This window comes from Stappia sp. (assembly GCF_048261845.1).
Taxonomy (GTDB): Bacteria; Pseudomonadota; Alphaproteobacteria; order Rhizobiales; family Stappiaceae; genus Stappia.
Genome location: NZ_JBLXFR010000006.1, coordinates 53936 through 79867, shown reverse-complemented (window position 1 = coordinate 79867; position 25932 = coordinate 53936). Strand labels below are relative to the sequence as shown.

Sequence of the window (25932 nt, the reverse complement as noted above, 5' to 3'; positions counted from 1 at the left end):
TTCCTGCGGTTACGCGCTGTCGTCGTGAACAGACCGGCTGTCGGCTGGCGCCTGCGCCCGCTCAAACCGGCCGTAGTCGCGCGACACCGCGGCAATGCGCAGCCGGTAGTCGGAGAACACCCCGCCGCGCCCCTGCCCCTGGGCCGCGCGGTGGCTCTCAAGGTTGCGCCAGGCCCGCACCGCATCCTCGTCCCGGAAGAAGGAGAGCGACAGTATCTTGTCAGGGTCAGTCAGGCTCTGAAACCGCTCGACCGAGATGAAGCCGTCGATTCTCTCCAGCACCGATCGCAGGCTTGCGGCAATCTGCAGATAGCGCTCCCGGCCACCATCCTTCGCCGGCATGACCTCGAAGATCACCGCGATCACGGGCGCCTCCCGTGCGGCGTCGAGACGAGCTTCAGGAACGTCCTGTCCTCGCGCAACAGGAAGCGCTCGGCCTGCGCGAACTCGTAATTCTCCCGGCCGAGCGGATCGGCGGCAAGACGTTCCCGATAGGCCTCGTAGTCCGCAAGGCTCGCAATGTTGTAGATGCCGTAGGCAAGCGTGCTCGAACCTTCATGCGGAGCGAAATAGCCGATCAGGTCGGCTCCGCAACGCGGGATCGCGGTGCCCCAGTTGCGGGCATATTGCGCGAACTGCGCCTTCTTCGTCGGGTCGATGTGATAGCGGATAACGCAGGTCAGCATGTCTGCTCCCTTCCTTCATGTGGACAGGGTGTCACGCTAGCCGATTGCCGCACGCCCATGCTTCGACTAGCATCGAACCATGAAGGAAGGCCCCGACATCGCCCGTCTCGCCGCACTGATCGGCGATCCCGCCCGCGCCAACATGCTCTCGGCGCTGATGGGCGGGCGCGCACTGACCGCAAGCGAACTGGCGGCCGAGGCCGGCGTCACCCTTCCCACGGCCAGTTCCCATCTGGCGAAACTGTGCGAGGGCGGCCTGGCAAGCCCGCGCAAGCAGGGCCGGCACAAGTATTTCAGCCTCGCCAGCGACGAGGTCGCCCGGGTGCTGGAAGGGTTGATGGGGCTTGCCGCCGGCCACGGACACCTGCGCAACCGCCCGGGTCCGCGCGATCCGGCCCTGCGCAAGGCCCGCGTCTGCTACAATCACCTCGCCGGCGATCTGGGAACGCGCATGTTCGACAGCCTGGTGGCACGCGGACTGCTCGCACGAGGCGGTGACGAACTCGTCCTCACCCCGGCGGGACGCACCTTCGCCGCGGACGTTGGCATTGACCTGCCGGCGCTCGACGCCGGCAAGGCCCGGCTCTGCCGCGAATGCCTCGACTGGAGCGAGCGCCGCTCGCATCTCGCCGGCAGCCTCGGCCGGGCGATCCTCGGCCGGATCGAGGATCTCGGCTGGGCCCGCCGCGACCGCCAGACCCGCATTGTCGCGTTCACGCCGGACGGCGAGACACGGTTCCTGGAACGCTTCTGTCGCGGGCAGGACTGAGCGCTTCAAAAAGCGCGCATGAATCCGGAATACACGCAGTGGTAGGCACAAAATGAACCGTGCGGATCATATCCGCATGAGTTCGTGCACAATAATCTCTCCTTGAACAGCGGGACATCACCCCTTCAAGGAAGAAACAATGTCGTCCGTCACGGAAATTTCAAATACACTTGAAGAACAAAACTCGATTTCTGAAATGAAGATCGAGGTCAAGGCTGCGGGCCGAAAAGGGCGCGGCGTCTATGCGCTCAAGGATCTTGCCGCAGGCGATCTTCTGGAGCGTGCACCGGGGATCTTCTTCGACGCATCGCAGAGCGCCAAGCTCAAGCCGACGGCCGTATTCGATCACCTGCTCGCCAATCCCGCCGACTACGCCCCCGGCAATCCGGGCAACACCTACGCGCTGATCAATGGCGGCATGTCCTACTGCAACCACGCGGCGGACAACAACGCTGTCATCCAGTGGAGCTTCGAGGCCGACGGCCTGTGGCTGCAACTGCGCGCGCTGAGAGCTGTCGCCGCCGGCGCCGAAGTCACCATCCACTACACCAATCTCGAGGAATACCCCGACGGGGACGGTTTCGAAACCTGAGCGAAAGGACAGTTCACATGCTCAAGAAAGCACGCAAGATCAAGCTGGACGGCATCTATGACGAGGAATTCTACAACGAGCGGGTATCGCGCTCGCTATGCTTTCTCGGCATCGACGAGGAGCAACGCCGGCTCTCCCAGGAAAAGCTCGCCAACGCCACCGTCGGCGTCGCCGGATGCGGCGGCATCGGCTCCTACCTGGCGGTGCAGCTTGCCCGGATGGGTGTCCGTCACCTGAAGCTCGCCGATCCCGACCATTTCGACGCGTCCAACATCAACCGCCAGCTCGGTTCCGGCAAGAACACCGTCGGCCGCAACAAGGCGATGGTCGTCGGCGAGATGGTGCATGAAATGACGCCCGACGTGACTGTCGAGATCTATCCCGACGGCATCCAGCGCCATACGGCCGAGGATTTCGTCGAGGGCTGCGACCTGCTGCTCGACATGACGGATTTCTACCTGATCTCGGAACGCTATGCGCTGCACCGGGCCTACCGGGCAAGCCCGACCGCGATCACCATGCTGTGCGCCTGCGTCTGGGGTTGGGCCTCGACCGTCTACAAGTTCGACAAGGACGGCGTCACATACGAGGACCTGCTCGGCATTCCCGAGGACAAGACGCTCGACCGCGACGACGTCGAGCGCCTGATCAAGATGCAGGCCAACTACTTCCCCCGCTTCCCCGGACGCGACACCGTCTACGAGTGGATGGAGGACATCGGCAACATCCCGATCCTTGGCGCTGTTCCCCCGATCGCCTGCGGCTATGTCGCCGCCCGCTCCGTCCTTGCCCTGTGCGACCTGGAAAAGGCGCCCTATTGCGAGCCGCTGCCGCCGATCCCGGCCTACTACCTGGTCGACACCGCCACCTTCGATGCCGGCTTCTACGCCTTCGACGGCGACTGGGCCAATGACGGGGTTCACGAAAAGCACTTCGCTCCGGATTTCGACTGGCGCGCCGCCAGCTGAACCCGCCCTCCGCCGCCTGTCCCACCAGTCAAACCCGGGAGCTCGCCATGTCGGGTCCATCGACCACACGCCATTTGCTGTCCATCGACGATCTTGACGGCGACACCATCCGGGCGATCCTCGCCCGGTCCCGGGAACTGGCGGCGGGGGCACAGAGCCGCGCCCGCGGCGCCATCGCCGCGCTGCTGTTCTTCTCCCCCTCGACCCGGACCCAGTACGGGTTCCAGTCGAGCGTGCTGCGGGCCGGCGGCGGGGTGATCAGCGTCGACCTGGAAAACTCGCGGGCCGGATCGAACTGGGGCGAAAGCCTCGCCGATACCGCCCGCGTTCTCTCCGGCTTCGCCGACCTGGCGGTGATCCGCCATTCCGAGGCGGACGGGGTCTATGACTTCGCCGAAGCCAGCACGATCCCGGTGATCAATGCCGGCAACGGCATGGGTCTGCGCGCCGAGCATCCGACCCAGGCTTTGATCGACCTCTTCACCATCGAAAAGGCCTTCGGGCGGATCGACGGGCTGAAGATCCTGATCATCGGCGGCACGCACCTGCGCGCCTTCCGCTCCCAGATCCGCGCGCTGGCCCATTTCCCGCAAGTCGAACTCTTCGTCCTGTGCCCGGACAAGTTCTGGATGGAGTTCCCTGACGCGGAGCATTACCGCCGCGCCGGCATCCGTTTTACCCGCATCGGCCATCTCGACGAGGTGAAACGCAATGTCGACGTGATCTATCACAACGGCATCACCGAACGGCGCGGCGAGCCCGTCGACAGCTTCTATGCCCTCGACCGGGCGAGGCTCGCCGAAATGCGCGCCGACGCGATCGTCATGCACTCCCTGCCGCGCGTCGAGGACCTTGCCCACGACGTCGACGGCATGCCCCAGGCCCGCTACTTCGAGCAGGCCCACAACGGCGTTCCGGTGCGCGCCGCGATCATCGAGCACCTTCTGGCCGCGCAGCGCGAATAGCCCCGCCGCCCGGCCACCAACCCCACGCGACAAACATCGTTTGCCCTTTCGCGCGCCGCCATCCCGGAGCGCGGGACAGGACGCTTGCATCCGAAATCCGCAGAAAACCCGAGAGGACCCTTGCCATGACCCGCATCTCCCGCCGCCTCGCACTGCTCGGCACCGTCGCCGCCCTGCTGCCCTCCGCATTGCCCGCCACCGCCGCCGACAAGATCACGGTCACCGGGCTCAACTGGGATGCCGCCAAGGTCATCTCGCAGGTCCTGACCCAGGTGATCGAAAAGGAACTCGGCGCCCCGACAGCGATCCTCGAGGCCGATACCGAGACCTCGCTGGTCTCGATGGATGCGGGTGACGGCAAGCTCGACGTCTTCCCCGACATCTGGATGCCGAACCAGCAAAAGGCCTGGGAAACCTACGTCGATACCCGCAAGACCATCGGCCACAATGCCGGTTACGAGGCGGTCCAGGGCTTCTTCCTGACGACCGAAACAGCGCAGGCGCTCGGCATCACCACGATCGAGGACCTGAAGTCGCCCGAGATCGCCCGCCGGTTCGACACCGACGGCGACGGGCTGGGCGAATACTGGGCCGGCGAGGAAAGCTGGGGCGCGACCCGGCTCAACCGCATCAAGATGAAATCCTACGGTCTTGACGACCTGTGGGAGCCCTGGATTGCCAGCAACGAGGATTTCAAGGCGGCGCTCAAGTCCGCCACCGACGACGGGCGCCCCGTCCTCTTCTACCACTGGACGCCGGAATGGGTGTTCTCGGTCCATGACCTCACGCAGGTCTCCGAACCGGCCTACTACAAGGGCTGCGACACGGTCCATGGCCCGGCTGAGCGCGACGACTGGCTGGAGGCCTCGTCCTTCCCCTGCGCCTTCGAGACGAGCCGCGTCTACGTCTTCCACTCCCGCTCGCTGGAAACCCGCTTCCCGAAGGCGGCCGAGTTCCTGACCCGGGTCTCCTTCGATCCCGCCGTGATCAACGGCTGGGTCACCGAGACCGGCGTCGAGGGCAAGGCGCCTGCCGAGGTCGCCAGGGACTGGCTTGCGGCAAACCCGGCAACCGTCGACGGCTGGCTCGGCCGCGCGCCGGCGCAGTGAGGCGGGACCATGCCCGACATGTCCGACACCGCCCGCCAGATACGCATCGGCATGATCCTGCTGGTGCTATCGGCTGCCTGCTACAGCACGGCCGGGCTTTTCACCCGGCTGATCGACACCAGCGTCTGGACGATGCTCTGCATTCGCGGACTGGTGGCCGGCTTCTTCATCCTGGCGATCATGCTGGCGCGCGAGGGGCGCGCCGGCCTTGCCCAGTTCGGCGTGTTCCGCAGCGCCCCGGGACTGGTCGCGATCGCCGCCAGCGTGCTCGCCATGATCTTCAACCTCAACGCCTACCTGAACACCTCGGTGGCGAACGTGGTCCTGATCTACGCCACCGCCCCCTTCGTGGCGGCGGGGTTCTCCTGGCTTCTCCTGCGTGAACCGGTGCGGGCCTCGACCCTGTGGGCGAGCTTCGTCGCCCTCCTCGGCGTGATCGTCATCGTCGGCGGCTCGCTGGAGGGCGGCGGCTTGCTCGGCGATGCCTACGCCATGGCCATGACCTTCTTCATGGCGCTGATGATCGTCGCGGTGCGCTGGGGCAAGGCGCATTCGATGGTGGCCATGGCCTGCGCCTCCGCCTTCGCCTCCTTCCTGATCACGCTGCCGCTGGCGGACTTCGCCACCATCGACGCGGAGATTCTCCTCCTGCTGGTCGCCTTCGGGATCACCCAGCTCGGCCTCGGCATCCTCTTCCTGACGCTTGGCGCCCGCCACCTGAATTCCGGCCAGGCGACCCTGATCAGCACGCTCGACGTTCCCCTCGCCCCGCTCTGGGTGTGGATCGCCTTCGCCGACGTGCCCCCGCTCGCCACCGTCGTCGGCGGCCTGGTGGTCATGACCGCCGTCGTCTTCTCCATCCTCTACAGCCAACGCGCGCCGGCTCCGGCGGCGGAGGGAACATCATGAAAATCGACCGCATCACCGTCTTTCGCCTGGCCATAGGCTTCGGCGACACCCGATACGTGACGGGCACCTCCGGCAAGGCACAGGACAGTGTCGACGGCACGATCCTGCGCATCGACACCGACGAGGGTCTCACCGGCTGGGGTGAGGTCAGCCCCTGGGGGCGGACCTATCTGCCCGAATTCGCGGAAGCCGCCCGCGCCGGGATCGACGTCCTGGCCCCTGCCCTGATCGGCGCCGACCCGACCGACATCGCCGGGCTGCATGCCCGGATGGACCGGCATCTGGACGGCCACCCCTATATCAAGTCCGGCTTCGACATCGCCGCGCATGATCTTCTCGGCAAGGCCGCCAACCTGCCCGTCTACCGGCTGCTCGGCGGCCGCGCGAACGAGCGCATTCCGATGAACTGCGCCGTCTATCACGGTCCGTTCAACGAGATGGCGGAGCGGATCGCGGCTTACCGGGAGGGCCCGGGCTACCGGATCTTCTCCACCAAGCCCGGCGGCGAGGCCGTTTCCGATATCGCTCTTTACGAGCGGCTTGCCGAAATCCGCCAGCCGCAGGAAACCTTCATCGCCGACGCAAACCGCCTGTGGACGCTCACCGACGCGCTGAAGGTGGCCCGCGCCATCGAACCGCTCGGCTTCAATCTCGAACAGCCCTGCGGCACCTACGAGGCCTGCCTGCGGGTCCGGCGCGCCACCAGGGCGACAGTCACCCTCGACGAGAGCGTGCTGGATGGCGACGTGCTCGCACGGCTCGCCCGCGACGACGCGGCCGACATCGTTCACGTCAAGCTGTCGCGCATCGGCGGCATCGCCGCCGCCCGCCGCTTCGCGGCCTTCTGCGAGATCGCCGGACTGTCGCTGAGCTGGGCCGCGTCCGGCGGCACGGAGATCGCCGACATGGCGGCCCTGCATGTCGCCGCCGCCACGCCGCGCGATCACCTGTTCGGCCTTTGGAGCTGCCGCGAGTTCAACACCGAGACCTATGCCGGCGGCGCCTCGCACATCACCGACGGCTTCGTCATTCCGAGCGAAGCCCCCGGCCTCGGCCTCACCCCTGACGAGGACGCCTTCGGCACGCCGATCGCGACCTATCGCTGACCCCTGACGCAAGCACTGGAGAACACCATGGATCAGACCGCCTACTTGATGGACATGCGCGCCTCGAAGATCAATTCCGCGTTCTATCTCTACAACACCGAGAAGATCGAGGAGAACTTCGCCCGTTTCGAAAGCGTCGCCTACGGAAACACCGACGTCTTCTTCGCCTCGATGGCGAACGACAACCCCTATCTCCTGACCCTGATCCGCGAACGCGGCATGGGCCTGTTCGTGAACTCGCTGAAGCACCTGCGTCTGGCGGAATCCTGCGGCTTTCCCGCCGACCGGGTGATCTTCGCCAGCACCGGACTGACCGCCGCGATGATGCGCTACCTGGTCGCGCGCGGCATCAAGCTGCATCTGGACTCCATCAGCCAGATCGAACTGTTCGGCTCGCTCGGCATCAAGGCCGAGGTCGGGCTCAGGCTGAACACGTCGGAGCGCTCCCGCATCAGCCCGTTCTCGGGCAATGACAGCCGGATCGGCATCCAGGATCACGAGCTCGACGAAGCCCTCGACGCCTGCGAGCGCCTCGGCCTGACGGCGACCGGCAGCCATGTCTATATCGGCACCGACATTGTCGATGTCGACGAGATGATCGCCGGCGTCGAGCGCTCGCTGGAACTCTCCGACCGGTTTCCCGATCTCGCCTATGTCGATGTCGGCGGCGGCTTTCCGCTCGACGAGACACGCTTCGACTTCGACGACTACAACGCCCGCATCACGGCCCTGCTCAACGACTTCTCCAAAAAGCGCGGGCGGCCGATACGGCTGGTCATCGAGCCGGGTCGGGCGATGTTCGGCAATGCGGCGTGCTTCTATGCACAGGTCACCGACATCAAGAAGCGGGACGGCCACTACTTCGTCTGCGTCGATGCCAGCGCCTCGATGATCCCCCGCGCCATGTTCTACGAGGACTACAATCCCGTCCGCGTGATGAGCAATGGCGGCGGGCCGCGCCCCGATTTCGACCAGCCGGTCGACGTCGTCGGCAACACCACCTATTCCCGCGACTTCCTGACAAGGCGGCAGACGATCCCGCAGGTCGAGATCGGCGAATGGCTCGAGTTCGATCAGGCCGGATCCTACTGCTACTCGATGATCACCCGCTTCCTGGGCCAGACCTACCCGCCCGAATACCTAGCAAGCAAGTCGGGAACGCTGACGCTGATCCGTCCGGGCGACGTGACCGAGGAGGCGGTCCAGTGAGGCCGGCAGCCACACTGGCGGTGTCCCCGCACCCGGCATCGGGTGCGCGGCCGTCCGACTGGCCCCGCACATGGACCTTCGAGGGCATCGCCGCCGGCGAGGCGCATTGCCACGAGGTCGTCGAACGGCTGTTCCTGGCCGATGACGGCGACCAGTGCATCGAGGTCGTGCGAACCCGCTCCTTCGGGCGCGGGCTGCTGCTGGACGGTCGCATCCAGCACCTGGAGGGCGACGAATACATCTACAGCGAGGCGATCGTGCATCCGGCGGCCCTAGCCGTCGGCAAGGCATTGAAACGGGTGCTCGTCGTCGGCGGCGGCCCCGGCGGCGCGGTGCGCGAGGCCTTGAAGCACCTGTCCGTGGAGGAGGTCGTCCAGGTCGAGATCGACCAGCGGATGGCCGACCTTGCCCGCCGCCACTTCGCGCATGTCGCAAAGGGGTTCCACGAGGATCCCCGCTTTCGCCTGGTGATCGCCGATATCCGCGACTACCTCGCCTCGGCGCCCCTGCCCTTCGACCTCGTCATCCACGATGTCAGCGAGCCCCTGCCCGGCTCCCCTGCCGAGTTCCTGTTCTCGCCGGACCATTTCGCCGCGATGGCGCAACTGGTCTCGACCCGGGGCGCCTTTGTCACCTGGGCCGGGGCCGCCGGTCCCTGCGCCGGCCACGAGGCATCAAGGATACATGCGCTGACGGCCGAGCATTTCGCTCGCGCCGAAGGCCTTGTCTGCCATGCCCAGTCCTACGGCACCTCGTGGCTGTTTTCCGTCGGATCGCATCGCGACCTCGATCTGGAGGGCCGCTCCGCCAGCCTCGTCGACCGGCTGCTGGCCACCCGGCTGGACGGAGCGCTGACCTATTACGACGGCATCACCCACAGGCACATGGTGTCGCTTCCCAAGGACCTGCGGGCGCGCCTGGCGGCGCGCGGCACCGCACCCGTGTCCGCCTTCCAGGAGGAACTGTCATGAACGGCAATCCGTCACCCGCCCCGGAGGATTTCGCAGGCGTCCAGGCCCTCTACGACGAGACCATGGCCGACAATGCCCGCGTCCACGACCTCATCTACCCGCATGTCTTCGGCCCCGGGCAGTATATCGGCCAGTTCAGCGACAACAGCGCCAACGAGCTGCGATTGATGGGCTCGCTCATGCAGCTCGCTCCGGGTTCGCGGGTGCTCGATCTGGGGTGCGGACGCGGCCTCGTCGCCGCGTTCCTCGCCCGAGAGATGGAGTGGTCGGTCACCGGGATCGATCTGTCGCTCGTCTCCGTGGCCGCCGGCCGGGACAAGGACCACGACGTCGAACTGATCGCCGGAAACGTCTACGAACATGCCTTTCCCGGACCCTTTGACGGCATCTACAGCACCGGAGCGGCCTGCCATTTCGACGCGGCCCGGCTGTTCGCTCGCGCCCGCGCGCTGCTCCGGCCCGGCGGCCGGCTCGCCATCTTCGAACGGACCCGCCTCGGCGACATCGATGCCGACGACTGGAACCGGCTCACCCGCGACTGGAAATGCCCGCATGTCTACACCACGCAGGAATATGGCGAGCTTCTGGCCGTCGCCGGTTTCAGGATCCGCCATGTCGTTGACACGACCGAGCGGTTCCGCCTCTGGCAGGAGCGCTCCGTCGATGTGCGCAGGGCCCTGCGCGACGAGATCGTTGCAACCACCTCGCAGGACTACTTCGAAACCTCGCTGGCACTTGCCGCCTATGAGCATGACGTCTCGAAGAAGGGCCTTCTGGGCTATGCCGCGGTGATCGCGGAGGCGGTCTCGTGACAGGCGCCGCCCCCCTGCAGCATCCGGTGCTCGAGGAGGCCGACAGCCGCCTCCTGGAGATCGGCGACGTCATGGCCGAAGGCGATACCGGCCTGACCAGCTACCGGCTCGTCCGGCTCGCCGCCTATGGCCGTGCCCTCTTGATCGACGGGCTGATCCAGTCCAGCGAGTTCGACCAGGAGCTCTACCACGAGATGCTCATGTCGCCGGCGGCAGCCCTTCATGGCAACCTGCGCAAGGTGGTCGTGGTCGGCGGCGGCAATGGCGGCATCCTCAACAAGCTGCAGCACCTGCCGGGCCTGCGGGCCGTGCGCCATGTCGACCTCGACCCGGTGCTGGCGGAACTGTGCCGCTATCACATGCCGCACCTGCAGCCGCGAACGCCCTTCCCCTTCGACTACCGGATGGAGTTCGACGACCCGCACGCCTGGCTTGCGCGCCAGCGCGGCGATCTCGCCGGCTGGGCGGATCTCGTTCTGCTCGACCTTCCGGACGCTGCCGGAACGTCCTACGCCAACACCGTGTTCGAAACCGGCACCCTTGCCGCGGCGGCCGACCTGCTCGCCCCCGGTGGCATCCTGGCCACCCATGTCGGCCACAGCCATCCCGCCTCGGTCGGGTTTCAGGCATCCACCACGGCACACCTGCGGCACCTGTTCGCCGATGTGGTGATCTACGACCAGTACATCCCGAGCTTCGCCGTCCCCTGGGGCTTCGCCATCGCCAGCCGGGACCGGAAGCTGAACGGTTTCGCCGGCAAGTCCATGGCGCGCCGGATCGAGGCCCTGCCTCCGGCCATGCGCCGCCACTACGACCATGCCACCCATCTTGCCCTGCTGCATCGCCCGGCCCTGCTGCGCGGTGCCCTCGACGACGCAGCGCAGGCGGGCACGAACAAGGAGACCACGACATGACGCTGACCGCCCAGACCGATGTCGAGACCGATGCGGGCGCCCTGGCGCCATGGCAACAAGCGGCGGCCCTCGGCTTTCTCGAGCGCCTGCGGATGCCGACGAACTTCCCCTGCTTCTTTTCCCAGAACGCCTGCCGCCGTGGCCGCATCCTCTTTGCCTTCGTCGACAGTCTCGCACCAAAGGACCTTGCCCACGCCGCCGATGACCTCGGTGCCTATGTGCGGCGCTCGAGGGAGTGGGACGGAGACGTCGCAACCGCCGAGCCGCTGGTCGTGCTGTTCGATCCGGCAACGGTCACGGCCGACACGGTCGAGGCCTGGCACGGCATCGGCTGGCAGGTGTTGCAGGCCTGGCACGATCTCGATCCCGCCGCCTGGCCCGACGAGGTTTCGCAGGTGCCCTCCAGCCCGTTCTGGACGATGTGCTTTGCCGGCATGCAGCTCTTCGTCAACATGAGCAACCCGGCCCACCGCATCCGCCGCAGCCGCAATCTCGGGCGTGCCTTCGCCTTCATCGTCAACCCGCGCGAGCGGTTCGACATCGTCGCCGGCGACAATCCTCGCGGCCGCGCCGTGCGCGAGCGGTTGCGCAAGCGCATCCACGCCTATGACGGGCTCCCGCACAGCCCGGCGCTCGGCAGCTTCGAGGCCGGCGAGATCGAATGGTGGCAATACGGGCTCGCGGAGACCAACGCGGCGCCCTCCGGAACCTGCCCCATGAGGATGCGCAAACCGGCGGGGAACGGGCAATGAGCCCGCTGCCCCGCGCACCCGATGGCGACGCTTCGCTCGCCATGGCCGTCTGCGAACTGCCGGACGGCCTGACGCCCGGCGATGCGGCCTGGCAACGCTTCGTGTCGCTCGTCGACGCCGCCCGCCCGCAGGCCCTTCTGCTCAATGAGTTGCCGTTCGGAGCCTGGCCGGCCGCCTCCCCGGAGTTCAGCCTGCCGGAGGCCGGTCGGACGGCGGCCGTGCACGCGGCCGGCATTGCCGCGCTGGACGCGGTCGAGGTCCCGGCGCTGTTCGGCTCGACGGCGCTGCCGGCGCCGAACGGACTGATCAACGAGGGATTCGCCAGGATCGGCGGTCGCTACCACGCACTCCATCACAAGCTGTGCCTGCCGGAGGAGCCGGGCTTTCACGAAGACAGCTGGTTCCGGCCGGGGCACCAGACTTTCGGCCTGCTCGATCATGGCGACTTTCGGTTCGCCTTCGCCATCTGCTCGGAGCTGATGGTGCCCGAGGTCGGCCGCTCGCTCGTGCGCGCCGGCGCGGATGTCCTGCTCGTGCCGAGGGCCAGCACCGCCGACGGGTTCGACCGGTGGATGACGGTCGCCCGGGCCACCGCCATCGTCAACGGCTGCTATGTGCTGAGCTCCAACAGGAGCGGTGGCGGCGGGAGTGTTCCCGCCTTCGGCGGCTGCGGGTTTGCCGTGGCGCCGGGCGGCGAGGTGCTCGCGCTGACGACCCCCGATGACCCGCTGGTTGTCGTCACCCTGTCACGGAGCCGCCTTGCGGAGGCGCGGCGGGACTATCCGCTCACGATAAGCGCGCATCTGGATCTCCCCTCGCCGCGCCCGCGATGAGCGAACCGGCAGCGAAACCTCAGTCGGCCAGGTCGTATCGCATGATCGGCCTGGTCGGCGAGCCCCGTGCCACCTCCTTGAAGCCCGCCCGCAGGAAGTTCTCGCGAAAGCCGGTCCATGCATAGGAGACGGGATAGGAGGATTTTTCCGGCGCCACCGGGTAGCCCTCCAGGCACTCGGCGCCAAGCTCCCGGCCAAGCTCGATCGCGCCCGCGAGCAAGGCAGCCGAGACACCCTTCCGGCGATGGCTGCGGGCGATGTAGAGGCAGGAGACCGACCAGACCGGCCGCGCGTCAACCGGCTTCAGCACCCGCGAGGTGCGCAGGCGAACGAAGACCTCGCGCGGGGCGACGGACACCCAGCCGACAGGTGTCTCGCCGTCATAGGCAAGCACGCCCGGCGGCGGCCCCGTCCGCACCAGTTCCTCCATCGCCGCGCGGGTCCCCTCGCCGCGCAACTCGTCATAGGCGCCCTTTCCCAGACGCCAGAGCATGCACCAGCAGCCGCCATACCCGCCCTTCGGTCCCATCAACTGCTCGAAGTCGGCAAACCGTTCCGGCGTCAGGGGAAACGTCGCGAGGTCCGGACTGCTCACGATGCGATCCCCGTCGGTTTTCCGTCGATGCTGAGGCTGTTCTTGCGCCGCCAATAGGCCTCGACCCCCTCCTCGCCCATTTCGGCATAGAAGGGCACCAGTTCCTCTTCGCCCCGCTGCTCCTGGAACGTCATCACCGGTACGCCCGATCCGCAGGACGTCTGCACCAGGTCGATCTCCAGGTCGAAAATCTGCCGCGTGCCCGCCATTTCCGCAAACAATCCGGCAAGCGCCGGGAACCCCTCGTCGCGCGGATGCAGCACCTTTGCCCGGCCATAGATCCTGAGGATCCGGGCCTCCCCGCTGAAGGCGCAGAACATCAGCGTCATCCGGTCCGACTCGCGAAGATGCGCGGCGGTCTCGTTGCCGCTGCCCGAGAGATTGAGCCAGACGATCCGCGTATCGCTCATGATACGCAGCGTATCCAGTCCTTTCGGGGAAATATTGACCCGTCCTTGCGGCGCGGCGGTGCCCACGAAAAACATCTCGCGCTGCACGGCAAAGTCCCGCAGCGTTCCGTTCAACTTGTTCGAAACAGCCATGGTGAGTACAACTTCCTTCAGTTGGCAGGATTAAAAAATTACCACAGGTTGTATTACGAGGTCGAGACGATCCGGTGATTTGATGCGAGCATCAGGGCATTGGGCGGCCGTTTTCCACGCTGGCAGGCCGACCGGCCGGAACACAAGGGTGCAGGACCTCCTGGCACCGGCGGCCGGCATCCCCCCGCCCGGCGCGCTTGGCCGGAGCCCCCTGTCAGGCACCTCCGGGCTGCGCCGGTCTCAAGAACCTGCGCTCTGGGGCGCGCCCTGGGCGGAGACCACGAGTTGGGACCGCGACCGCAGATGGGCGGCCACCTTGCTGCGCCGGTCAAGGTCCAGCTTGCCGAGGATGGCGTGGACATGGTTCTTGACGGTTGCCGGGCTGATGTTGAGCTTGTTGGCGATTTCCTTGTTGGTCAGCCCGCGCTCCAGCAGGTGGGCGATTTCTGTCTGGCGTCTGGTCAGCAATGTCCTCTCCTCCTCGCCGTCTCCTCCCGCCCCGGCTCCGCCATCCGGCCGGTCGACGACCAGATGAAAGTTCAGCCTGATGTAATCGTCCCCCGCCGCCGGGTCCGGGAGCTTTCCTTCCGGACATCCGTCCGCATAAGCGGTTTTCACACCCTCAAGAAACGCCAGGAGGCTGGAACTCCTGACCTCGAGACTGTTCTGCGACAGGTCCGTCAATTCCAGCACGACATCGAACTTCGCAGGCTCCGACATACCAAGCACCCTTGAAATAATTCCAATGACTTAACTAAGATCTACTTAAATAGTTAATACAAATAAATAGACCACATTTCCCATTTTCGACTTATATCGCAATATTGAATCTATTATTTCAAATCTCGGATGATAATATATTTTACGTATTACTAAGATATATGCGGATGACAAAGGTCTCAGTGCCGAAATTTACAAGGATAAAATGGGAATACGCCTTGGAGTTGCGTTGAAAACAAAAGAATAAGACGAAAAAGATTCACCCCTTGGCGCGACCAACCGGGGCGCTTGCAGGCATGATGACTTCATCTCCAGATTGAATATTAAAAGAATACATCCAATGGATGCAGCTGTTCGCTGTCCGCGCATTGCCCGGACCGCAATCGCACCAGGACGGCGGGAACGAAAAATCCCATTCATTAAACCAAACGGTTGACTCAAAGAAAAATCCCGTTATCAATAAACCTCATGGTTGAATTAAACACACCCCAACTGAATGCCGTTTTTCATGCTCTCGGCGACGCAACGCGCCGCCGGATGCTTCACGAACTCGCGGATGGCGAAAGGACCGTAAGCCAGCTTGCGGAACCGTTTGCCATCTCGCTCGCCGCCGCGTCGAAACACGTCAAGGCCCTCGAAAACGCCGGCCTCATCCGCCGCGAAATCCGCTGGCGCACGCATGTCTGCTCGCTCGAGCCGGCCCCGCTCGCCAGCGCCTACCAATGGCTCGCCGCCTATGAACGCTTCTGGACCAGACGTCTGGACGTGCTCGAAGGGCTCCTGCGCCAGGAGAAGGCCGCCACCCCCTCTGCAAAACCCGAAGGAGAAGACAAATGAACCAACTGGCAGACCTTGAAGCCCACGGCACGCTGATCGAGCCGGCAACGCTGGAGATCCGGCGCATCCTGCCGGCCTCCGTCGAGCGTGTCTGGGAGTACCTCACCGACAGCGACCTGCGCCGCCAGTGGCTCGCCTCGGGCGACATGACGATGAAGGCCGGAACGTCCTTCGAACTCGTCTGGCGCAATGACGAGCTGTCCCCCCGCCCCTCCTCTCCCGGATGTCGTCCGGAAGGAGTTGGCGACGAGATCCGCATGAACAGCCGGATCATCGAGCTGGACCCGCCCCGCAGGCTGGTCATCACATGGCAGGGTGATGGCGAGGTTTCTTTCGACCTGGCCGCGCGCGGCGAGGATACGCTGTTGACCATTGTTCACCGCCGCCTTGCGGAACGCGGCACCCGTCTGGCGGTGAGCGCCGGCTGGCACACGCATCTCGACATCCTGCTCGCGCGCATGAACCAGCGCGAACCGGAGCCGTTCTGGGACGGCTGGAGCCGCCTCAGGGCGGAATACGAGAAGCGGTTCTCCGCCTGACGGCGAAACGGGGCGAAGGCGCGGCCGTCGCCCTTTGCAGGCAACCGCATGCCGAAATCCGGTGACACGGTCACCTGGATCGCGCGCCTGGGCGCGCCACGGGCTCCCGTAAGGGGAGCCCGTGGCAGTTCAGGAGACGGGATCAGTCCTGCGGGGGCAGCATCTGGGGATTCCAGACGATCTCCCACAGATGTCCGTCGAGGTCGCGAAAATACCCGGCATGGCCGCCATAAAACGTGTCCTGCGGCGCCTTGATGATCTCCGCGCCCGCGCGCCGGGCCAACTCCATGATCCGGCCGACCTCTTCGCGGCGCGAAACGTTATGTCCGATGGTGAAGGCCGTGGAACTGACGGGCTGCTCGGGAAGACCGGTGTCGAATGCCAGGTCGCTGCGCGCCCAGATCGCCAGCTTGAGCCCGCCGGACAGGTCGAAGAAGGCGACCGCGCCATGCTCGAACTCCCGGCCGACAATGCCCTCGGTCGGCCAGCCGAGACCGTCGCGATAGAAGACCAGCGACTTTTCGAGGTCGGCGACACCAAGCGTGAAAACGGAAATACGTGGTTGCATGTCCATGCCCTTCCTATCGGCGCCTGCATCATGCGGGCACCCTGATAGTCTTGGGCCGCTGCATGCGCAGCGGAAGGACCCGCAAAGCGGGGGCCGGGCCAACCTTCCCGAACCTAACCTGTTTCAGACCCACGACAAATAGCCGCGCGCCGCGCGCTGGTCAACGACAGTTTCGCGTTTTTCGGCTGCAGCCGGGCGACGGAGAATCGGCAAGACCCTTGGTCTCCGCAGGGCCGCGCAGCCCGGCCGGGCCGCATCGCCCGCCTGCCCTGTCCACGCCGTCCGCTCAACGGTCAGGGCAGACATCCCTGCATGGCCCGGAAGCTTGGCGCCGCGCGCTGGCGCGGCGCGAGCCTTGCCCGTCAGGCTTCGGGAACGTAGCGGCGGGAGAGTTCCGCCCGGTCCTCGTAGCTCGCCTCGAAGATCGGCGCCGCAAGCGTGGCGCGCACCTTGAGGATGCCCGTGCCGACATTGCGGAATCCGTGCTTCGCGCCGGCGGGAATCAGCACCGATTGCTGCGGCGTCACGATCATGCTTTCCCCGCGAAGGAAAATTTCGGCCTCGCCCTCCATCACTTCGAGCACTTCCTCGACGGCGTGAAGGTGGATAGGCGCACCGAGCCCGGGGTCGCAGAACTGTTCGAAAATGCAAAGCTGGGCGGCGCTGTTCAAAGCCGAGACGCGCATCAGCGTCTTCACCCCGTCGCGCCATTTCTCCAGCGGTTGCGTCTCGTGTTTCAGGACATTCATGGGATTCTCCGCAAGCTGTGAAACCGAAGCGGCTTTCACCGCCCTTGTTTTATTTTCCAGGTCGCGCCGGTCGCGATCCACATTGACAGATTTCACCATCCGGCCATACTGACCTACATGTCAGTAACCTCCTCCGATGCTGGACTCAAGACAGATATCGTCGTCGTTGGCGGCGGCGGTTCCGGTTTGATGGCCGCGCTCGCGGCCGCCCGCGCCGGCGCCCGCGTCACGTTGATCGAGAAGAACGAGCGTCTTGGCGGCACTACCGCCCTGTCCGTCGGCACGATTTGCGCAACGGCGACGCGTCTTCAGCGCGCAGCGGGAATCGACGACGGACCCGACTCGCATTTCTCCGACATGGAAAAATTCATGGGCGATCGCGCCGCCCGCGACAATCTGCGTTTGCGGCGCATCCTGGTCGACAATGCCCCGGAGGCCGTCGCGATTCTCGAAGAGCTCGGCGTCACCTTCATGGGACCGCTGCCGGAGCCGCCGCATACACAGCCGCGTTTGCACGCCGTGCTGCCGCACTCGCGGAGCTTCGTGCGCCATCTCGAAAAGGCCTGCCGCGCCGCCGGCGTGACGATCCTGACCGGCCGCCGCGTCACCGGGCTCCTGCACGAGGACGGCACCGTGCGCGGCGTCGGAATCGAAGGGCCGCAAGGAAAAGAGCGGGTCATCGCCGCACGCGGGGTGATTCTCGCCTCAGGCGATTTCAGCTCCGCGGAGGCGGAATACAAGCGCCGCCACATGAGCGGCCCGCTTCTGAAGATCGGCGGCGTCAATCCCGCAAGCACGGGCGACGGCCAGAAGATGGCGGAGGCTGTCGGCGCGGAGGTGGTGAACGGCGATCTGGCCTGGGGACCGGAGGTTCGCTTTCTCGCCCCACCCCGCCCGGGGCTCATCGCCCGCACACCGACCAGCCGCTTCGTCGCCCGGCCGCTTCTGGCGGCAATGAAGATCCTGCCGCAATGGGTGCTCAGGCCGATCCTGCTGCGCTTCGTGACGACCTTTCTCGCCCCCTCGCCGCGCCTGTTCGAGGAAGGAGCGATCCTCGTGAACCGCCTTGGCGAGCGCTTCTGCGACGAGTTGAACCGCCCGCAGGACGCGATCGGCGACCAGCCGGACCAACTGGCCTGGATCGTGATGGACGACGAGACCGCGCGCCGGTTCACCGCCTGGCCCTATTTCATCTCCACCGCGCCCGGCGTCGGATACGCCTATCTGCCGGACTACGCCCGCTCCCGGCCGGACATCTATGCCACGGCTCCCGATCTTGCCGGACTGGCGGCAAGGACGGGCCTGCCGGCGGAGGCACTGGAGCGGAGCGTGGCAAGCCGTGCCCGCACGTCCGGCGACACCGCAGCCTCCCCAGGCCGCGGCCCGTTTCATGCGCTCGGCCCTGCCAGGTCCTGGATTGTCTTCAGCGAAGGCGGAGTTCGCATCGATGAGAATTTCCGCGTGCTCGACAGGGCGCGCGAACCGATCCCCGGTCTTTTCGCGGCGGGTTCCGCCGGTCAGGGCGGGGCGATACTCGAAGGCCACGGGCACCACCTCGCCTGGGCTTTCGTTTCCGGCCTTCTTGCGGGCCGCGCCGCCGCTTCGGCGGAGCCTGCGAGAATGGATTGATCTGCCAAATGAAACCAACCAAACGACAGAGGGGTAATAACATGTCATCTGGTAAACTCGCAGCTTCTGCCGCACTGGCCCTTGGCCTCGCCTTCGGCGCTCAGACACCCGCCACGGCGCAGGAGACGATGGAGCTCAACATGGCGACGCCATGGGCGGGCGGACACTGGCTCGAATTCGGCGCGCAGCGTTACGCCGACATCGTCGAGCAGATCACCGACGGACGCATCAAGATCAACGTCTTCCCGGCGGGCGCACTCGGCCCGGCGCTGAAGGTCACGGAGACGGTGAAGACCGGCGTCGCCGATATCGGCCATGCCTGGCCGGGTTATGACTGGGCCGTCGACCGCACCGCCGCGATCATCTCGGGCTGGCCCGGCGGGCCGAACCCCGAAGAGATGATGCAGTGGGTCTTCAACGGCAATGGCGGCAAGCTCTGGAAAGAGTGGCGCATGGAGAAGTTCGGCGTCGTCTCGATCCCCTGCGGCACGCCGGAGACCGAGATCTTCATGCATTCGCACAAGCCGGTGACCAAGCCCGAGGACATGGTGGGCCTGAAGCTGCGCACCTCCTCGTCCTGGGCCGAGATCGCGCCGATGCTCGGCGCATCCACCGTCGTTCTGCCCGGCTCCGAGGTGTTCTCCGCGCTTGAGCGCGGCGTCGTGGACGCCATCGAATGGGGCGGCCCCGGCGGCAACGAGCAGGAAGGCTTCAACAAGATCGCGAAATACGTGATCACGCCCGGCCTGCATTCCCGCGCCGCCGCCCATGACTGCATCGTCAACGTCGATGTGTGGAACCGCATCAGCGAGAAGGACCAGAAGCTCCTGGAGCTTGCCGGCAAGATGGCCTGGATGGACGCCTATCTCAGCTACGTGAAGCTCGACATCGAGGGCTACAAGAAGATGAAGGCCAACCCGGACAACGTCTTCCTGACGGTCGAGCCGAGCCTCGTCACGGCGGTGAGCGAAGCCTCCACCAAGTGGGCAGAGGAGCAGTCCAAGTCCAACGAGTGGTTCAAGCGCATCTACGAGGACCAGAAGGAGTTCCTCGAAGACATGAAGCTTGAGGCCGAATTCCGCTTCCCGATCGGCGCGCGCTGATCTCCACCGAAACGGACCGGCGCGGCTCAGCCGCGCCGGTCTTACTCATGGAAGGACTGTCGCGCGATGAACCTTTCCGCCTTAGTTGATCAGATCGGACGCATATCGCTCTGGTCCGGCCGCCTGAGCGCACTGCTCGTCCCGCCGCTCGTCGTCGCGATGGTGTACGAGGTGGTCAGCCGCTACTTTTTCGACGCCCCGACCCAATGGGCGTTCGAGGTCAGTTACATGATGATGGGGACGATTTTCCTTCTCGGCATGTCGTACGCCCTGTCGGTCGACCAGCACGTGAATGTCGATTTCCTTCACGCAAAACTGCCGGCACGCGTGATCGCGGTCATCGACGCCGTCGCCTACGCCATCCTCACGGTCATGGTGATCTGGCTGACGAACACGCTGATCTTCAACGCGATCAGCGTCTACAAGACCGGGGAAGGCTCCGGCCTTTCCTCGTGGAACCCGCAGATCTGGCCGTATCGCGTGGTCTACGCCGTCGGTTTCGCTCTCTTCGCGCTGCAATGCCTCGCCAAGACAATCCAGAACCTTCTGATCGCGTTCGACGCCGAGGGCGGGGAGGCCCAACGATGAACTCCGATATTGTCCTGTGGATGTTCCCGGCGCTGGTCGGACTCATCTTCCTCGGAATCCCGATCGCCTTCTCCATGATGCTCACCGCGCTGGCTTTCGGGCTCCTGCGCTTTGGCGACACGGTCTTCTATCAGTTCGCCCAGCGGGTGGACGACGTGGCAACGAATTACGTGCTCGGCGCGATTCCGCTCTTTGTCTTCATGGGCGCGATACTCGAACGGGCCGGCATCGCCGAGCGGCTCTTCGACGCCCTCTACATGTGGACGCGGCGTCTGCCCGGAGGCCTGGCGGTCGCGGCACTCTTGATGTGCACGATCTTCGCCGCGGCGAGCGGCGTCGTCGGGGCGACCGAAACGCTGGTGGGCATGCTTGCCATTCCGGCGATGATGAAGCGGAACTATCATCCGCGCCTGATCGCCGGCACGATCTGCGGCGGCGGCTCGCTGGGAACGGTGATCCCGCCTTCGATCCCGGTCATCGTGCTGGCGCCCATGGCGGCCCTGCCCATCGGCGACCTGATGGCCGGCATTCTCGTGCCGGGCCTGCTGATGTCGGGTCTCTTCACCCTCTACATCGTCATCGTCTCGGCCCTGCGCCCCGATTACGCGCCGGTTGACACAGAAAAGGACCCGCGCAGCCTGGGCGAAAAGCTCGTCTTCACGATGACGGCGCTCGTGCCCCCGGCCATACTGATCGCCACCGTTCTCGGCTCGCTCTTCATGGGGCTCGCGACGCCGACGGAGGCCGCCGCCTGTGGCTCGGCCGGCGTGCTGATCCTCGCGCTTTTCTATGGGCGGTTGAACCTGCGCGTGCTCTTTCAGGCTTCGGTACAGACCATCTCGCTCACGGCGATGATCCTCGCGATCGTGCTTGCCGGCGGAATGTTCTCGGGGGTCTTCTTCGCCTCCGGCGGCATGGGTGAGGTTCAGGGCATTCTGCGCAGCTTCGGACTGGACGCCTGGTCGGTTGTCGCGATCATCCTGTTCATCGCGTTCATGCTCGGGTTCATCGTCGACCTCATCTCGGTCGTGCTGATCCTCATCCCGATCTCGATGCCGCTGCTCAAGGTCTACGGGATCGACCCTCTCTGGTTCTCCATCGTGTTCCTCGTGATGCTCCAGACCAGCTATCTCACGCCGCCGATGTCGCCTTCGATCTTCTACCTGAAGGCAATCGCGCCGCCGCAGATCCGGCTCAAGGACATGTACTGGGGCGTCATTCCCTTCATCTTCTGTCAGTTGATCGTGCTCATCCTCGTGCTGCTCTTCCCCGAGCTCGCGACCTGGATGCCGGACCTCATCTACAATTGACGGGCAGGAAAGGAGATCGCGATGAGCGAGACTGAAACGCAAAGCCGGTCCATCGTCCTCGGCCCCGAAGACGGGGAGAGCTTCTGGCAGCCCGTTCCCGCCAACGGGTTCGTCCGGAACCTGCTCAACCAGGAGAAGACCGGCGGCGCCGCCGGCTTCTCCATGGGCGTGCAGACGGTCGCGCCGGGCTGCTCCATCCGCGAGCACACCCATGACGCCCACGAGGAGGTGATCTTCGTCATCGACGGGCGCGGTTCCGCCCGGATCGAAGGCGAGGATCATCCGATCGAGAAAGGCTCCTGCGCCTATATCGGGCGCGGCCTGAAACATCATTTCATCAACCCGAACGACGAACCGCTGAGCTTCACCTTTCTCCTCATGCCGGGCGGACTGGACAGTTTCTTTGCCCGCATCGGACGCCCGAAAGCACCGGGCGAGCCGGCGCCGGAGCCATTCCCCCGGCCGGAGAACATTGCCGAGATCGAGCGTGAGACGGTGTTCGGCTGGGTCGATTCCAGCTTTGACCAGAAGAAGTGAGCAGAAGATGATCTACGAAGAGCGTGACTATCGCATCAAGGCGGGCAAGCTCGCCGAATTCGTGAAGCTCTACGGCGAGTACGGCCTGTCGATCCAGAAGGAGCTGCTCGGCACGTTCCACGCCTATTTCACGTCCGAGATCGGCGAGTTGAACCATGTCGTCGCGTTGTGGAGCTATGAGAGCCTCGACGACCGCGCCGCCCGGCGCGCGAAGATGCTGGCCGATCCGCGTTGGCAGGAGTATCTGAACCGCGTCGACGGATTGATCGACACGCAGACGACGCGGATCCTGACACCCGTATCCTACTCGCCGATGCAATGAGTGCGGCCGGCGACAGCACCGCGGGCGAGAGTTTCATCGCCAGCGCGGATGACGGCGCGAAGCTCAAGGCCTGGTCGCATGGCTCGGGCCGGCGCGCGCTTCTTCTGGTCAGTGGTCTGGGCGGGACCGGAGGCTTCTGGAAAGAGGTCGCCCCCGCCCTGTCCGGCGACATGCGCGTCCTGCGTTTCGACCAGCGCGGGATCGGTGCCAGCGAACGCGGCAGCGCGTCGGTTTCGATCGACCAGCTGGCACGGGACTGTCTTTCCGTGCTCGACGCCGCCGGCATCGAACGCGTCTTCCTGCTCGGCCATTCGACCGGCGGCTGCATCGGGCAGGCCTTCGCCCGGATCGCACCGGAGCGGACGGAAGGATTGATCCTGAGCGCCGCCTGGATGCGCCCGAGCCATTACATGAATGCGCTTTTCGGTACGCGGCGCGACATCCTCGCCCATTCGCCTGCGGCCTATGCGGCGAGCGCGGCGCTCCTGTCGCATCCGCCCGACTGGCTGGAAGAGAACTGGGGCGTCTTCGAGGCCGGCGTCAGGAACGCGCCGGCAACGCCGGAGGCGGTCGCGGTGGTCAGGGAGCGGATCGACGCGCTGCTCTCGTTCGACGGCAGCGCGCAGGCGGGCGCCCTCACGCAGCCGGCGCTCGTGCTGGGTGCGCGCGACGACATGATCGTGCCGCCCTTCCTGCAGAAGGACCTGGCGGCAGCGCTGCCCTCGGCCGAGCTGAGGGTCATGGAGAGCGGCGGGCATTTCTTTCCCGTCACGCGGCGCGATCGGACGGTGGCCGAAATCTCGGACTGGATCGGGGCACGATGACGCAACGACGCATCCTCGTGATCGGCTACGGCGCGATCGCCGCCGAACTGGTCTCCCTGCTGCGCGATCCGGCGATCTTCGGGGCCCGTGTGGGCGTGATGCTCCGCCCCGGCTCGCCTTCGCACGCGAAGGCGCCGGGCGGGATCGACATTGTGGTGGAGGCGGCCGACGTCACCGCGTTCGGGCCAGATCTCGTTGTGGAGGCGGCCGGCCATTCGGCCGTGCGGGAGACCGTGCCCGACCTTCTGGCGCTCGGCCTGCCCGTGCTCGTTTCCTCCATCGGGGCGCTTCACGACGACGATCTCGTCAAGCGGCTTTCCGAGACGGCGGAAGCACATGGCGGGAGGCTCATCCTCGCCTCCGGCGCGCTCGGCGCGCTCGACTATATCCGCGCGGCGCGGAGCGCCAACGCACTCGACGTCGCCTACGAATCCCGCAAGCCCCCTGCGGCCTGGGCAGGCGAACTGAAGGCGCTCGGCCATGACCCGGAGACGCTCGCCATGCCGGTGACACTCTTCGAGGGCACGGCGCGGGAGGCCGCCGCCGCCTATCCGCAGAACCTCAACGTCGCGGCGGCGCTCGCCCTCGCGGGGCCGGGTTTCGACGGCGTGCGGGTCGGCGTGGTCTGCGATCCGGAGGCAAGGGGCAACACCCATCTGGTGACCGCGTCGAGCGAGTTCGGCCAAATGCGGATCGAGATCGCCAACCGGCCCTCCCCCTCCAATCCGAAATCGTCCTGGATCGTCGCGCACTCGCTTTTCGCCGCGATCCGCCAACACTTTTCGCCGGTTCAGATGCTGTAAACGGGCGGCCGCGAAGTCGCCTTTTGATTGCGTGCAGACGACCGAAATGCTACTTACTGACATGTCAGTAAGTAGCCTGACACAGGGAGAATAACCAGATGAAGCTTGCCGACCGCATCGCAATCATTACGGGCGGAGGCTCGGGCATCGGCCGCGAGGCATGCCGTCTCTTCGCCTCCGAGGGCGCGACCGTGATCGTCGCGGACCGCGATCTCGACGCAGCCCGCACCGTTGCTGAAGACATCGTCGCAAAGGGCGGAAAGGCCGAGGCAATTGCCGCCGACGTCGCGCGCGAGGAAGACGTGAAGGCGATGGTCGAAAAGACCGTGGCGGCGCATGGCCGGCTCGACATTCTCGTCAACAATGCGGGCTACGGGTTCGCAGGCACGGTCGTCTCCACCGCCACCGAGGACTGGGATGCGCTGATGGCGGTGAACGTCAAGGGCGTCTATCTCGGCTGCAAATACGCAATTCCGGCGATGGCGAAGAACGGCGGCGGCGCGATCGTCTCCACTGCCTCGGCCGCTGCCAATATCGGCATTCACGACCGCGCGGCCTATGTCGCGTCGAAGGGCGCCGTGGCCGCGCTGACGCGGGCAATGGCGATCGACCATGTCGATGACGGCATACGCGTCAACGCCGTGGCGCCGGGCACGATCGAGTCGCCCTATTTCACCGAGATCCTGAAAGGGCCGGATTCCGCCGACCTGCGCCGGGGGCTTGAGGAGCGACAGGCGATGAACCGGCTCGGCAAGCCGATGGAGATCGCCCAGGCCATGCTCTGGCTGGCCAGTGACGACGCGTCCTTCTGCACGGGGACCGTCCTTGTCGTGGATGGCGGATGGACCGCCCGCGGCGACCGCAAACCGAAGAAGAAGGCTTGAAGCCCATGTATGGATTGAACGGAAGGAACGCCATCGTCACAGGTGCGGCGCATGGCATCGGCAAGGAGATCGCGACCCGGCTCCTGAAGGAAGGGTGCGCCGTCGGTCTTCTGGATTTCGACGCCGACGGGCTGGCGGCGACGGCAGCCGCGCTGTCCGCACTTGGCAAGGTCTCCCACGCCGCCTGCGACGTCTCCTCGAAGGAGGCCGTCGAGACGGGCGTCGCGAAGGTGACCGCCGACCTGGGCGCGATTGACATCCTGGTGAACAACGCCGGCATCTGCAAGGTCGGCAAGCTGCTCGAATGCGAGGAGTCCGTCTGGCGCGCGACCTTCGGCGTCAATGTGGACGGTATCTTCCACATGGTTCGCGCCGTCGCGCCCGCGATGGTCGCACGCGGCGAAGGCTCGATCGTCAACATCGCCTCGTGGATGGGCAAGTCCGGCGTCGCCGCCTACGGAGCCTATTGCGCGTCGAAATTCGCTGCCGTCTCCCTCACCCAGTCGCTGGCCTGCGAACTGGGCGAATCCGGCGTGCGCGTCAACGCGGTCGGGCCGGGCCTGATCGTGGACACCAAGATGCGCGACGAATCCGAGGTGCTTCGCAAGCAGCAAGGTCTGCCGAGCGCTTTCGATCGCGCGCAGAGCATCCCGCTCCGCCGGCCCGGTGTTCCCGCCGACATCTCCAACGCTGTTCTCTTTCTGGTCTCCGACCAGGCGTCCTACATCACGGGCGAGACGATCAGCGTGACCGGAGGCCTTTGGAACGACTGACTTCAAAGCCCGCC

32 protein-coding genes are annotated in these 25932 nt (G+C 65.6%); 25 read left to right on the top strand and 7 right to left on the bottom strand.

Annotated features, from left to right (window positions below):
* Positions 1-9 precede the first annotated feature (9 nt).
* Entirely contained in the window at positions 10-366 is a 357-nt protein-coding gene (locus ACN0T5_RS04675) for an antibiotic biosynthesis monooxygenase family protein (protein ID WP_417767458.1), read from the bottom strand.
* The gene (locus ACN0T5_RS04670) at positions 363-686 is read right to left on the bottom strand and encodes an NIPSNAP family protein (protein ID WP_417767457.1); all 324 of its coding nucleotides are present in this window, start codon (positions 684-686) and stop codon (positions 363-365) included. Before ACN0T5_RS04670 ends, ACN0T5_RS04675 begins: the two co-directional genes overlap by 4 nt.
* A 79-nt stretch (positions 687-765) precedes the next feature.
* Here ACN0T5_RS04670 and ACN0T5_RS04665 point away from each other — a divergent pair, with 79 nt between their 5' ends.
* The 13 genes from ACN0T5_RS04665 to ACN0T5_RS04605 all read left to right on the top strand — a co-directional run bounded on the left by ACN0T5_RS04665 (position 766) and on the right by ACN0T5_RS04605 (position 12595).
* Positions 766-1455 (top strand): ArsR/SmtB family transcription factor, encoded by a 690-nt coding sequence (locus tag ACN0T5_RS04665; RefSeq protein WP_417767456.1) that lies wholly within the window; start codon positions 766-768, stop codon positions 1453-1455.
* Between the two features lie 196 nt (positions 1456-1651).
* Positions 1652-2047: an SET domain-containing protein-lysine N-methyltransferase gene (locus ACN0T5_RS04660; RefSeq protein WP_417767455.1), complete on the top strand. Its 396-nt coding sequence runs from the start codon at positions 1652-1654 to the stop codon at positions 2045-2047.
* A 17-nt stretch (positions 2048-2064) separates the two neighbouring features.
* A complete protein-coding gene (locus ACN0T5_RS04655; RefSeq protein WP_417767454.1) occupies positions 2065-3015 on the top strand; it encodes a HesA/MoeB/ThiF family protein in 951 nt (316 codons plus the stop codon).
* A 47-nt stretch (positions 3016-3062) separates the two neighbouring features.
* Entirely contained in the window at positions 3063-3980 is a 918-nt protein-coding gene (locus tag ACN0T5_RS04650; RefSeq protein ID WP_417767453.1) for an aspartate/ornithine carbamoyltransferase family protein, read from the top strand.
* Positions 3981-4105: 125 nt separating this feature from the next.
* Entirely contained in the window at positions 4106-5089 is a 984-nt protein-coding gene (locus tag ACN0T5_RS04645; protein ID WP_417767452.1) for a glycine betaine ABC transporter substrate-binding protein, read from the top strand.
* An 18-nt stretch (positions 5090-5107) separates the two neighbouring features.
* Entirely contained in the window at positions 5108-5998 is an 891-nt protein-coding gene (locus ACN0T5_RS04640; protein ID WP_417767451.1) for a DMT family transporter, read from the top strand.
* On the top strand, positions 5995-7104 hold the full coding sequence (locus ACN0T5_RS04635) for a mandelate racemase/muconate lactonizing enzyme family protein (RefSeq protein WP_417767450.1): 1110 nt from the start codon (positions 5995-5997) through the stop codon (positions 7102-7104). Before ACN0T5_RS04640 ends, ACN0T5_RS04635 begins: the two co-directional genes overlap by 4 nt.
* Before the next feature lie 27 nt (positions 7105-7131).
* Positions 7132-8313 (top strand): diaminopimelate decarboxylase family protein, encoded by a 1182-nt coding sequence (locus ACN0T5_RS04630; protein ID WP_417767449.1) that lies wholly within the window; start codon positions 7132-7134, stop codon positions 8311-8313.
* Positions 8310-9284: a hypothetical protein gene (locus ACN0T5_RS04625; RefSeq protein WP_417767448.1), complete on the top strand. Its 975-nt coding sequence runs from the start codon at positions 8310-8312 to the stop codon at positions 9282-9284. The genes ACN0T5_RS04630 and ACN0T5_RS04625 overlap by 4 nt, the downstream gene beginning before the upstream one ends.
* A complete protein-coding gene (locus ACN0T5_RS04620; protein WP_417767447.1) occupies positions 9281-10096 on the top strand; it encodes an SAM-dependent methyltransferase in 816 nt (271 codons plus the stop codon). Before ACN0T5_RS04625 ends, ACN0T5_RS04620 begins: the two co-directional genes overlap by 4 nt.
* The gene (locus tag ACN0T5_RS04615) at positions 10093-11010 is read left to right on the top strand and encodes a hypothetical protein (RefSeq protein WP_417767446.1); all 918 of its coding nucleotides are present in this window, start codon (positions 10093-10095) and stop codon (positions 11008-11010) included. Before ACN0T5_RS04620 ends, ACN0T5_RS04615 begins: the two co-directional genes overlap by 4 nt.
* Positions 11007-11762, top strand: a complete 756-nt coding sequence (locus tag ACN0T5_RS04610) for a YqcI/YcgG family protein (protein ID WP_417767445.1) — start codon at positions 11007-11009, stop codon at positions 11760-11762. Before ACN0T5_RS04615 ends, ACN0T5_RS04610 begins: the two co-directional genes overlap by 4 nt.
* Positions 11759-12595, top strand: coding sequence for a carbon-nitrogen hydrolase family protein (locus ACN0T5_RS04605; protein ID WP_417767444.1), 837 nt, complete (start codon positions 11759-11761; stop codon positions 12593-12595). The genes ACN0T5_RS04610 and ACN0T5_RS04605 overlap by 4 nt, the downstream gene beginning before the upstream one ends.
* Before the next feature lie 19 nt (positions 12596-12614).
* Here ACN0T5_RS04605 and ACN0T5_RS04600 read toward each other — a convergent pair whose 3' ends face one another.
* The 3 genes from ACN0T5_RS04600 to ACN0T5_RS04590 all read right to left on the bottom strand — a co-directional run bounded on the left by ACN0T5_RS04600 (position 12615) and on the right by ACN0T5_RS04590 (position 14452).
* The gene (locus ACN0T5_RS04600; RefSeq protein ID WP_417767443.1) at positions 12615-13190 is read right to left on the bottom strand and encodes a GNAT family N-acetyltransferase; all 576 of its coding nucleotides are present in this window, start codon (positions 13188-13190) and stop codon (positions 12615-12617) included.
* Positions 13187-13732 (bottom strand): pyridoxamine 5'-phosphate oxidase family protein, encoded by a 546-nt coding sequence (locus tag ACN0T5_RS04595; RefSeq protein WP_417767442.1) that lies wholly within the window; start codon positions 13730-13732, stop codon positions 13187-13189. The genes ACN0T5_RS04600 and ACN0T5_RS04595 overlap by 4 nt, the downstream gene beginning before the upstream one ends.
* 240 nt (positions 13733-13972) lie before the next feature.
* The gene (locus ACN0T5_RS04590) at positions 13973-14452 is read right to left on the bottom strand and encodes a response regulator transcription factor (RefSeq protein ID WP_417767441.1); all 480 of its coding nucleotides are present in this window, start codon (positions 14450-14452) and stop codon (positions 13973-13975) included.
* Between the two features lie 468 nt (positions 14453-14920).
* Here ACN0T5_RS04590 and ACN0T5_RS04585 point away from each other — a divergent pair, with 468 nt between their 5' ends.
* Positions 14921-15289 (top strand): ArsR/SmtB family transcription factor, encoded by a 369-nt coding sequence (locus ACN0T5_RS04585; protein WP_417767440.1) that lies wholly within the window; start codon positions 14921-14923, stop codon positions 15287-15289.
* Positions 15286-15828, top strand: coding sequence for an SRPBCC family protein (locus tag ACN0T5_RS04580; protein ID WP_417767439.1), 543 nt, complete (start codon positions 15286-15288; stop codon positions 15826-15828). The genes ACN0T5_RS04585 and ACN0T5_RS04580 overlap by 4 nt, the downstream gene beginning before the upstream one ends.
* 142 nt (positions 15829-15970) lie before the next feature.
* Here the strand turns inward: ACN0T5_RS04580 and ACN0T5_RS04575 are convergent, their stop codons facing one another.
* Both ACN0T5_RS04575 and ACN0T5_RS04570 read right to left on the bottom strand, forming a co-directional pair.
* The gene (locus tag ACN0T5_RS04575) at positions 15971-16396 is read right to left on the bottom strand and encodes a VOC family protein (protein WP_417767438.1); all 426 of its coding nucleotides are present in this window, start codon (positions 16394-16396) and stop codon (positions 15971-15973) included.
* Between the two features lie 362 nt (positions 16397-16758).
* Positions 16759-17145, bottom strand: coding sequence for a cupin domain-containing protein (locus ACN0T5_RS04570; protein ID WP_417767437.1), 387 nt, complete (start codon positions 17143-17145; stop codon positions 16759-16761).
* A 117-nt stretch (positions 17146-17262) separates the two neighbouring features.
* Between ACN0T5_RS04570 and ACN0T5_RS04565 the strand changes: the two genes are divergently transcribed.
* The 10 genes from ACN0T5_RS04565 (at position 17263) to ACN0T5_RS04520 (ending at position 25918) form a co-directional block, all read left to right on the top strand.
* Positions 17263-18774, top strand: coding sequence for an FAD-dependent oxidoreductase (locus ACN0T5_RS04565; RefSeq protein WP_417767436.1), 1512 nt, complete (start codon positions 17263-17265; stop codon positions 18772-18774).
* 41 nt (positions 18775-18815) lie between these two features.
* Entirely contained in the window at positions 18816-19877 is a 1062-nt protein-coding gene (gene dctP, locus ACN0T5_RS04560; protein ID WP_417767435.1) for a TRAP transporter substrate-binding protein DctP, read from the top strand.
* A 66-nt stretch (positions 19878-19943) separates the two neighbouring features.
* A complete protein-coding gene (locus ACN0T5_RS04555) occupies positions 19944-20465 on the top strand; it encodes a TRAP transporter small permease subunit (protein WP_417767434.1) in 522 nt (173 codons plus the stop codon).
* Positions 20462-21775, top strand: coding sequence for a TRAP transporter large permease (locus ACN0T5_RS04550; protein ID WP_417767433.1), 1314 nt, complete (start codon positions 20462-20464; stop codon positions 21773-21775). The genes ACN0T5_RS04555 and ACN0T5_RS04550 overlap by 4 nt, the downstream gene beginning before the upstream one ends.
* Positions 21776-21796: 21 nt before the next feature.
* On the top strand, positions 21797-22312 hold the full coding sequence (locus tag ACN0T5_RS04545) for a cupin domain-containing protein (RefSeq protein WP_417767432.1): 516 nt from the start codon (positions 21797-21799) through the stop codon (positions 22310-22312).
* Between the two features lie 7 nt (positions 22313-22319).
* Positions 22320-22634, top strand: a complete 315-nt coding sequence (locus ACN0T5_RS04540; RefSeq protein WP_417767431.1) for an NIPSNAP family protein — start codon at positions 22320-22322, stop codon at positions 22632-22634.
* Complete coding sequence (locus ACN0T5_RS04535) at positions 22631-23458, top strand: alpha/beta fold hydrolase (protein ID WP_417767430.1); 828 nt, start codon at positions 22631-22633, stop codon at positions 23456-23458. Before ACN0T5_RS04540 ends, ACN0T5_RS04535 begins: the two co-directional genes overlap by 4 nt.
* Entirely contained in the window at positions 23455-24261 is an 807-nt protein-coding gene (locus ACN0T5_RS04530) for an aspartate dehydrogenase (RefSeq protein WP_417767429.1), read from the top strand. The genes ACN0T5_RS04535 and ACN0T5_RS04530 overlap by 4 nt, the downstream gene beginning before the upstream one ends.
* A gap of 98 nt (positions 24262-24359) precedes the next feature.
* A complete protein-coding gene (locus tag ACN0T5_RS04525) occupies positions 24360-25145 on the top strand; it encodes an SDR family oxidoreductase (protein ID WP_417767428.1) in 786 nt (261 codons plus the stop codon).
* 5 nt (positions 25146-25150) lie between these two features.
* On the top strand, positions 25151-25918 hold the full coding sequence (locus ACN0T5_RS04520; RefSeq protein WP_417767427.1) for an SDR family NAD(P)-dependent oxidoreductase: 768 nt from the start codon (positions 25151-25153) through the stop codon (positions 25916-25918).
* Positions 25919-25932: the final 14 nt, after the last annotated feature.

Excerpts from the sequence above, each read along its gene's own strand:
- ACN0T5_RS04670 (WP_417767457.1), bottom strand. The coding sequence starts at position 686 with ATGCTGACCTGCGTTATCCGCTATCACATCGACCCGACGAAGAAGGCG.
- ACN0T5_RS04665 (WP_417767456.1), top strand. The coding sequence starts at position 766 with ATGAAGGAAGGCCCCGACATCGCCCGTCTCGCCGCACTGATCGGCGAT.
- ACN0T5_RS04660 (WP_417767455.1), top strand. The coding sequence starts at position 1,652 with ATGAAGATCGAGGTCAAGGCTGCGGGCCGAAAAGGGCGCGGCGTCTAT.
- ACN0T5_RS04655 (WP_417767454.1), top strand. The coding sequence starts at position 2,065 with ATGCTCAAGAAAGCACGCAAGATCAAGCTGGACGGCATCTATGACGAG.
- ACN0T5_RS04650 (WP_417767453.1), top strand. The coding sequence starts at position 3,063 with ATGTCGGGTCCATCGACCACACGCCATTTGCTGTCCATCGACGATCTT.
- ACN0T5_RS04645 (WP_417767452.1), top strand. The coding sequence starts at position 4,106 with ATGACCCGCATCTCCCGCCGCCTCGCACTGCTCGGCACCGTCGCCGCC.
- ACN0T5_RS04640 (WP_417767451.1), top strand. The coding sequence starts at position 5,108 with ATGTCCGACACCGCCCGCCAGATACGCATCGGCATGATCCTGCTGGTG.
- ACN0T5_RS04635 (WP_417767450.1), top strand. The coding sequence starts at position 5,995 with ATGAAAATCGACCGCATCACCGTCTTTCGCCTGGCCATAGGCTTCGGC.
- ACN0T5_RS04630 (WP_417767449.1), top strand. The coding sequence starts at position 7,132 with ATGGATCAGACCGCCTACTTGATGGACATGCGCGCCTCGAAGATCAAT.
- ACN0T5_RS04620 (WP_417767447.1), top strand. The coding sequence starts at position 9,281 with ATGAACGGCAATCCGTCACCCGCCCCGGAGGATTTCGCAGGCGTCCAG.
- ACN0T5_RS04610 (WP_417767445.1), top strand. The coding sequence starts at position 11,007 with ATGACGCTGACCGCCCAGACCGATGTCGAGACCGATGCGGGCGCCCTG.
- ACN0T5_RS04605 (WP_417767444.1), top strand. The coding sequence starts at position 11,759 with ATGAGCCCGCTGCCCCGCGCACCCGATGGCGACGCTTCGCTCGCCATG.
- ACN0T5_RS04595 (WP_417767442.1), bottom strand. The coding sequence starts at position 13,732 with ATGGCTGTTTCGAACAAGTTGAACGGAACGCTGCGGGACTTTGCCGTG.
- ACN0T5_RS04590 (WP_417767441.1), bottom strand. The coding sequence starts at position 14,452 with ATGTCGGAGCCTGCGAAGTTCGATGTCGTGCTGGAATTGACGGACCTG.
- ACN0T5_RS04585 (WP_417767440.1), top strand. The coding sequence starts at position 14,921 with ATGGTTGAATTAAACACACCCCAACTGAATGCCGTTTTTCATGCTCTC.
- ACN0T5_RS04580 (WP_417767439.1), top strand. The coding sequence starts at position 15,286 with ATGAACCAACTGGCAGACCTTGAAGCCCACGGCACGCTGATCGAGCCG.
- ACN0T5_RS04575 (WP_417767438.1), bottom strand. The coding sequence starts at position 16,396 with ATGCAACCACGTATTTCCGTTTTCACGCTTGGTGTCGCCGACCTCGAA.
- ACN0T5_RS04570 (WP_417767437.1), bottom strand. The coding sequence starts at position 17,145 with ATGAATGTCCTGAAACACGAGACGCAACCGCTGGAGAAATGGCGCGAC.
- ACN0T5_RS04565 (WP_417767436.1), top strand. The coding sequence starts at position 17,263 with ATGTCAGTAACCTCCTCCGATGCTGGACTCAAGACAGATATCGTCGTC.
- dctP (WP_417767435.1), top strand. The coding sequence starts at position 18,816 with ATGTCATCTGGTAAACTCGCAGCTTCTGCCGCACTGGCCCTTGGCCTC.
- ACN0T5_RS04555 (WP_417767434.1), top strand. The coding sequence starts at position 19,944 with ATGAACCTTTCCGCCTTAGTTGATCAGATCGGACGCATATCGCTCTGG.
- ACN0T5_RS04550 (WP_417767433.1), top strand. The coding sequence starts at position 20,462 with ATGAACTCCGATATTGTCCTGTGGATGTTCCCGGCGCTGGTCGGACTC.
- ACN0T5_RS04545 (WP_417767432.1), top strand. The coding sequence starts at position 21,797 with ATGAGCGAGACTGAAACGCAAAGCCGGTCCATCGTCCTCGGCCCCGAA.
- ACN0T5_RS04540 (WP_417767431.1), top strand. The coding sequence starts at position 22,320 with ATGATCTACGAAGAGCGTGACTATCGCATCAAGGCGGGCAAGCTCGCC.
- ACN0T5_RS04535 (WP_417767430.1), top strand. The coding sequence starts at position 22,631 with ATGAGTGCGGCCGGCGACAGCACCGCGGGCGAGAGTTTCATCGCCAGC.
- ACN0T5_RS04530 (WP_417767429.1), top strand. The coding sequence starts at position 23,455 with ATGACGCAACGACGCATCCTCGTGATCGGCTACGGCGCGATCGCCGCC.
- ACN0T5_RS04525 (WP_417767428.1), top strand. The coding sequence starts at position 24,360 with ATGAAGCTTGCCGACCGCATCGCAATCATTACGGGCGGAGGCTCGGGC.
- ACN0T5_RS04520 (WP_417767427.1), top strand. The coding sequence starts at position 25,151 with ATGTATGGATTGAACGGAAGGAACGCCATCGTCACAGGTGCGGCGCAT.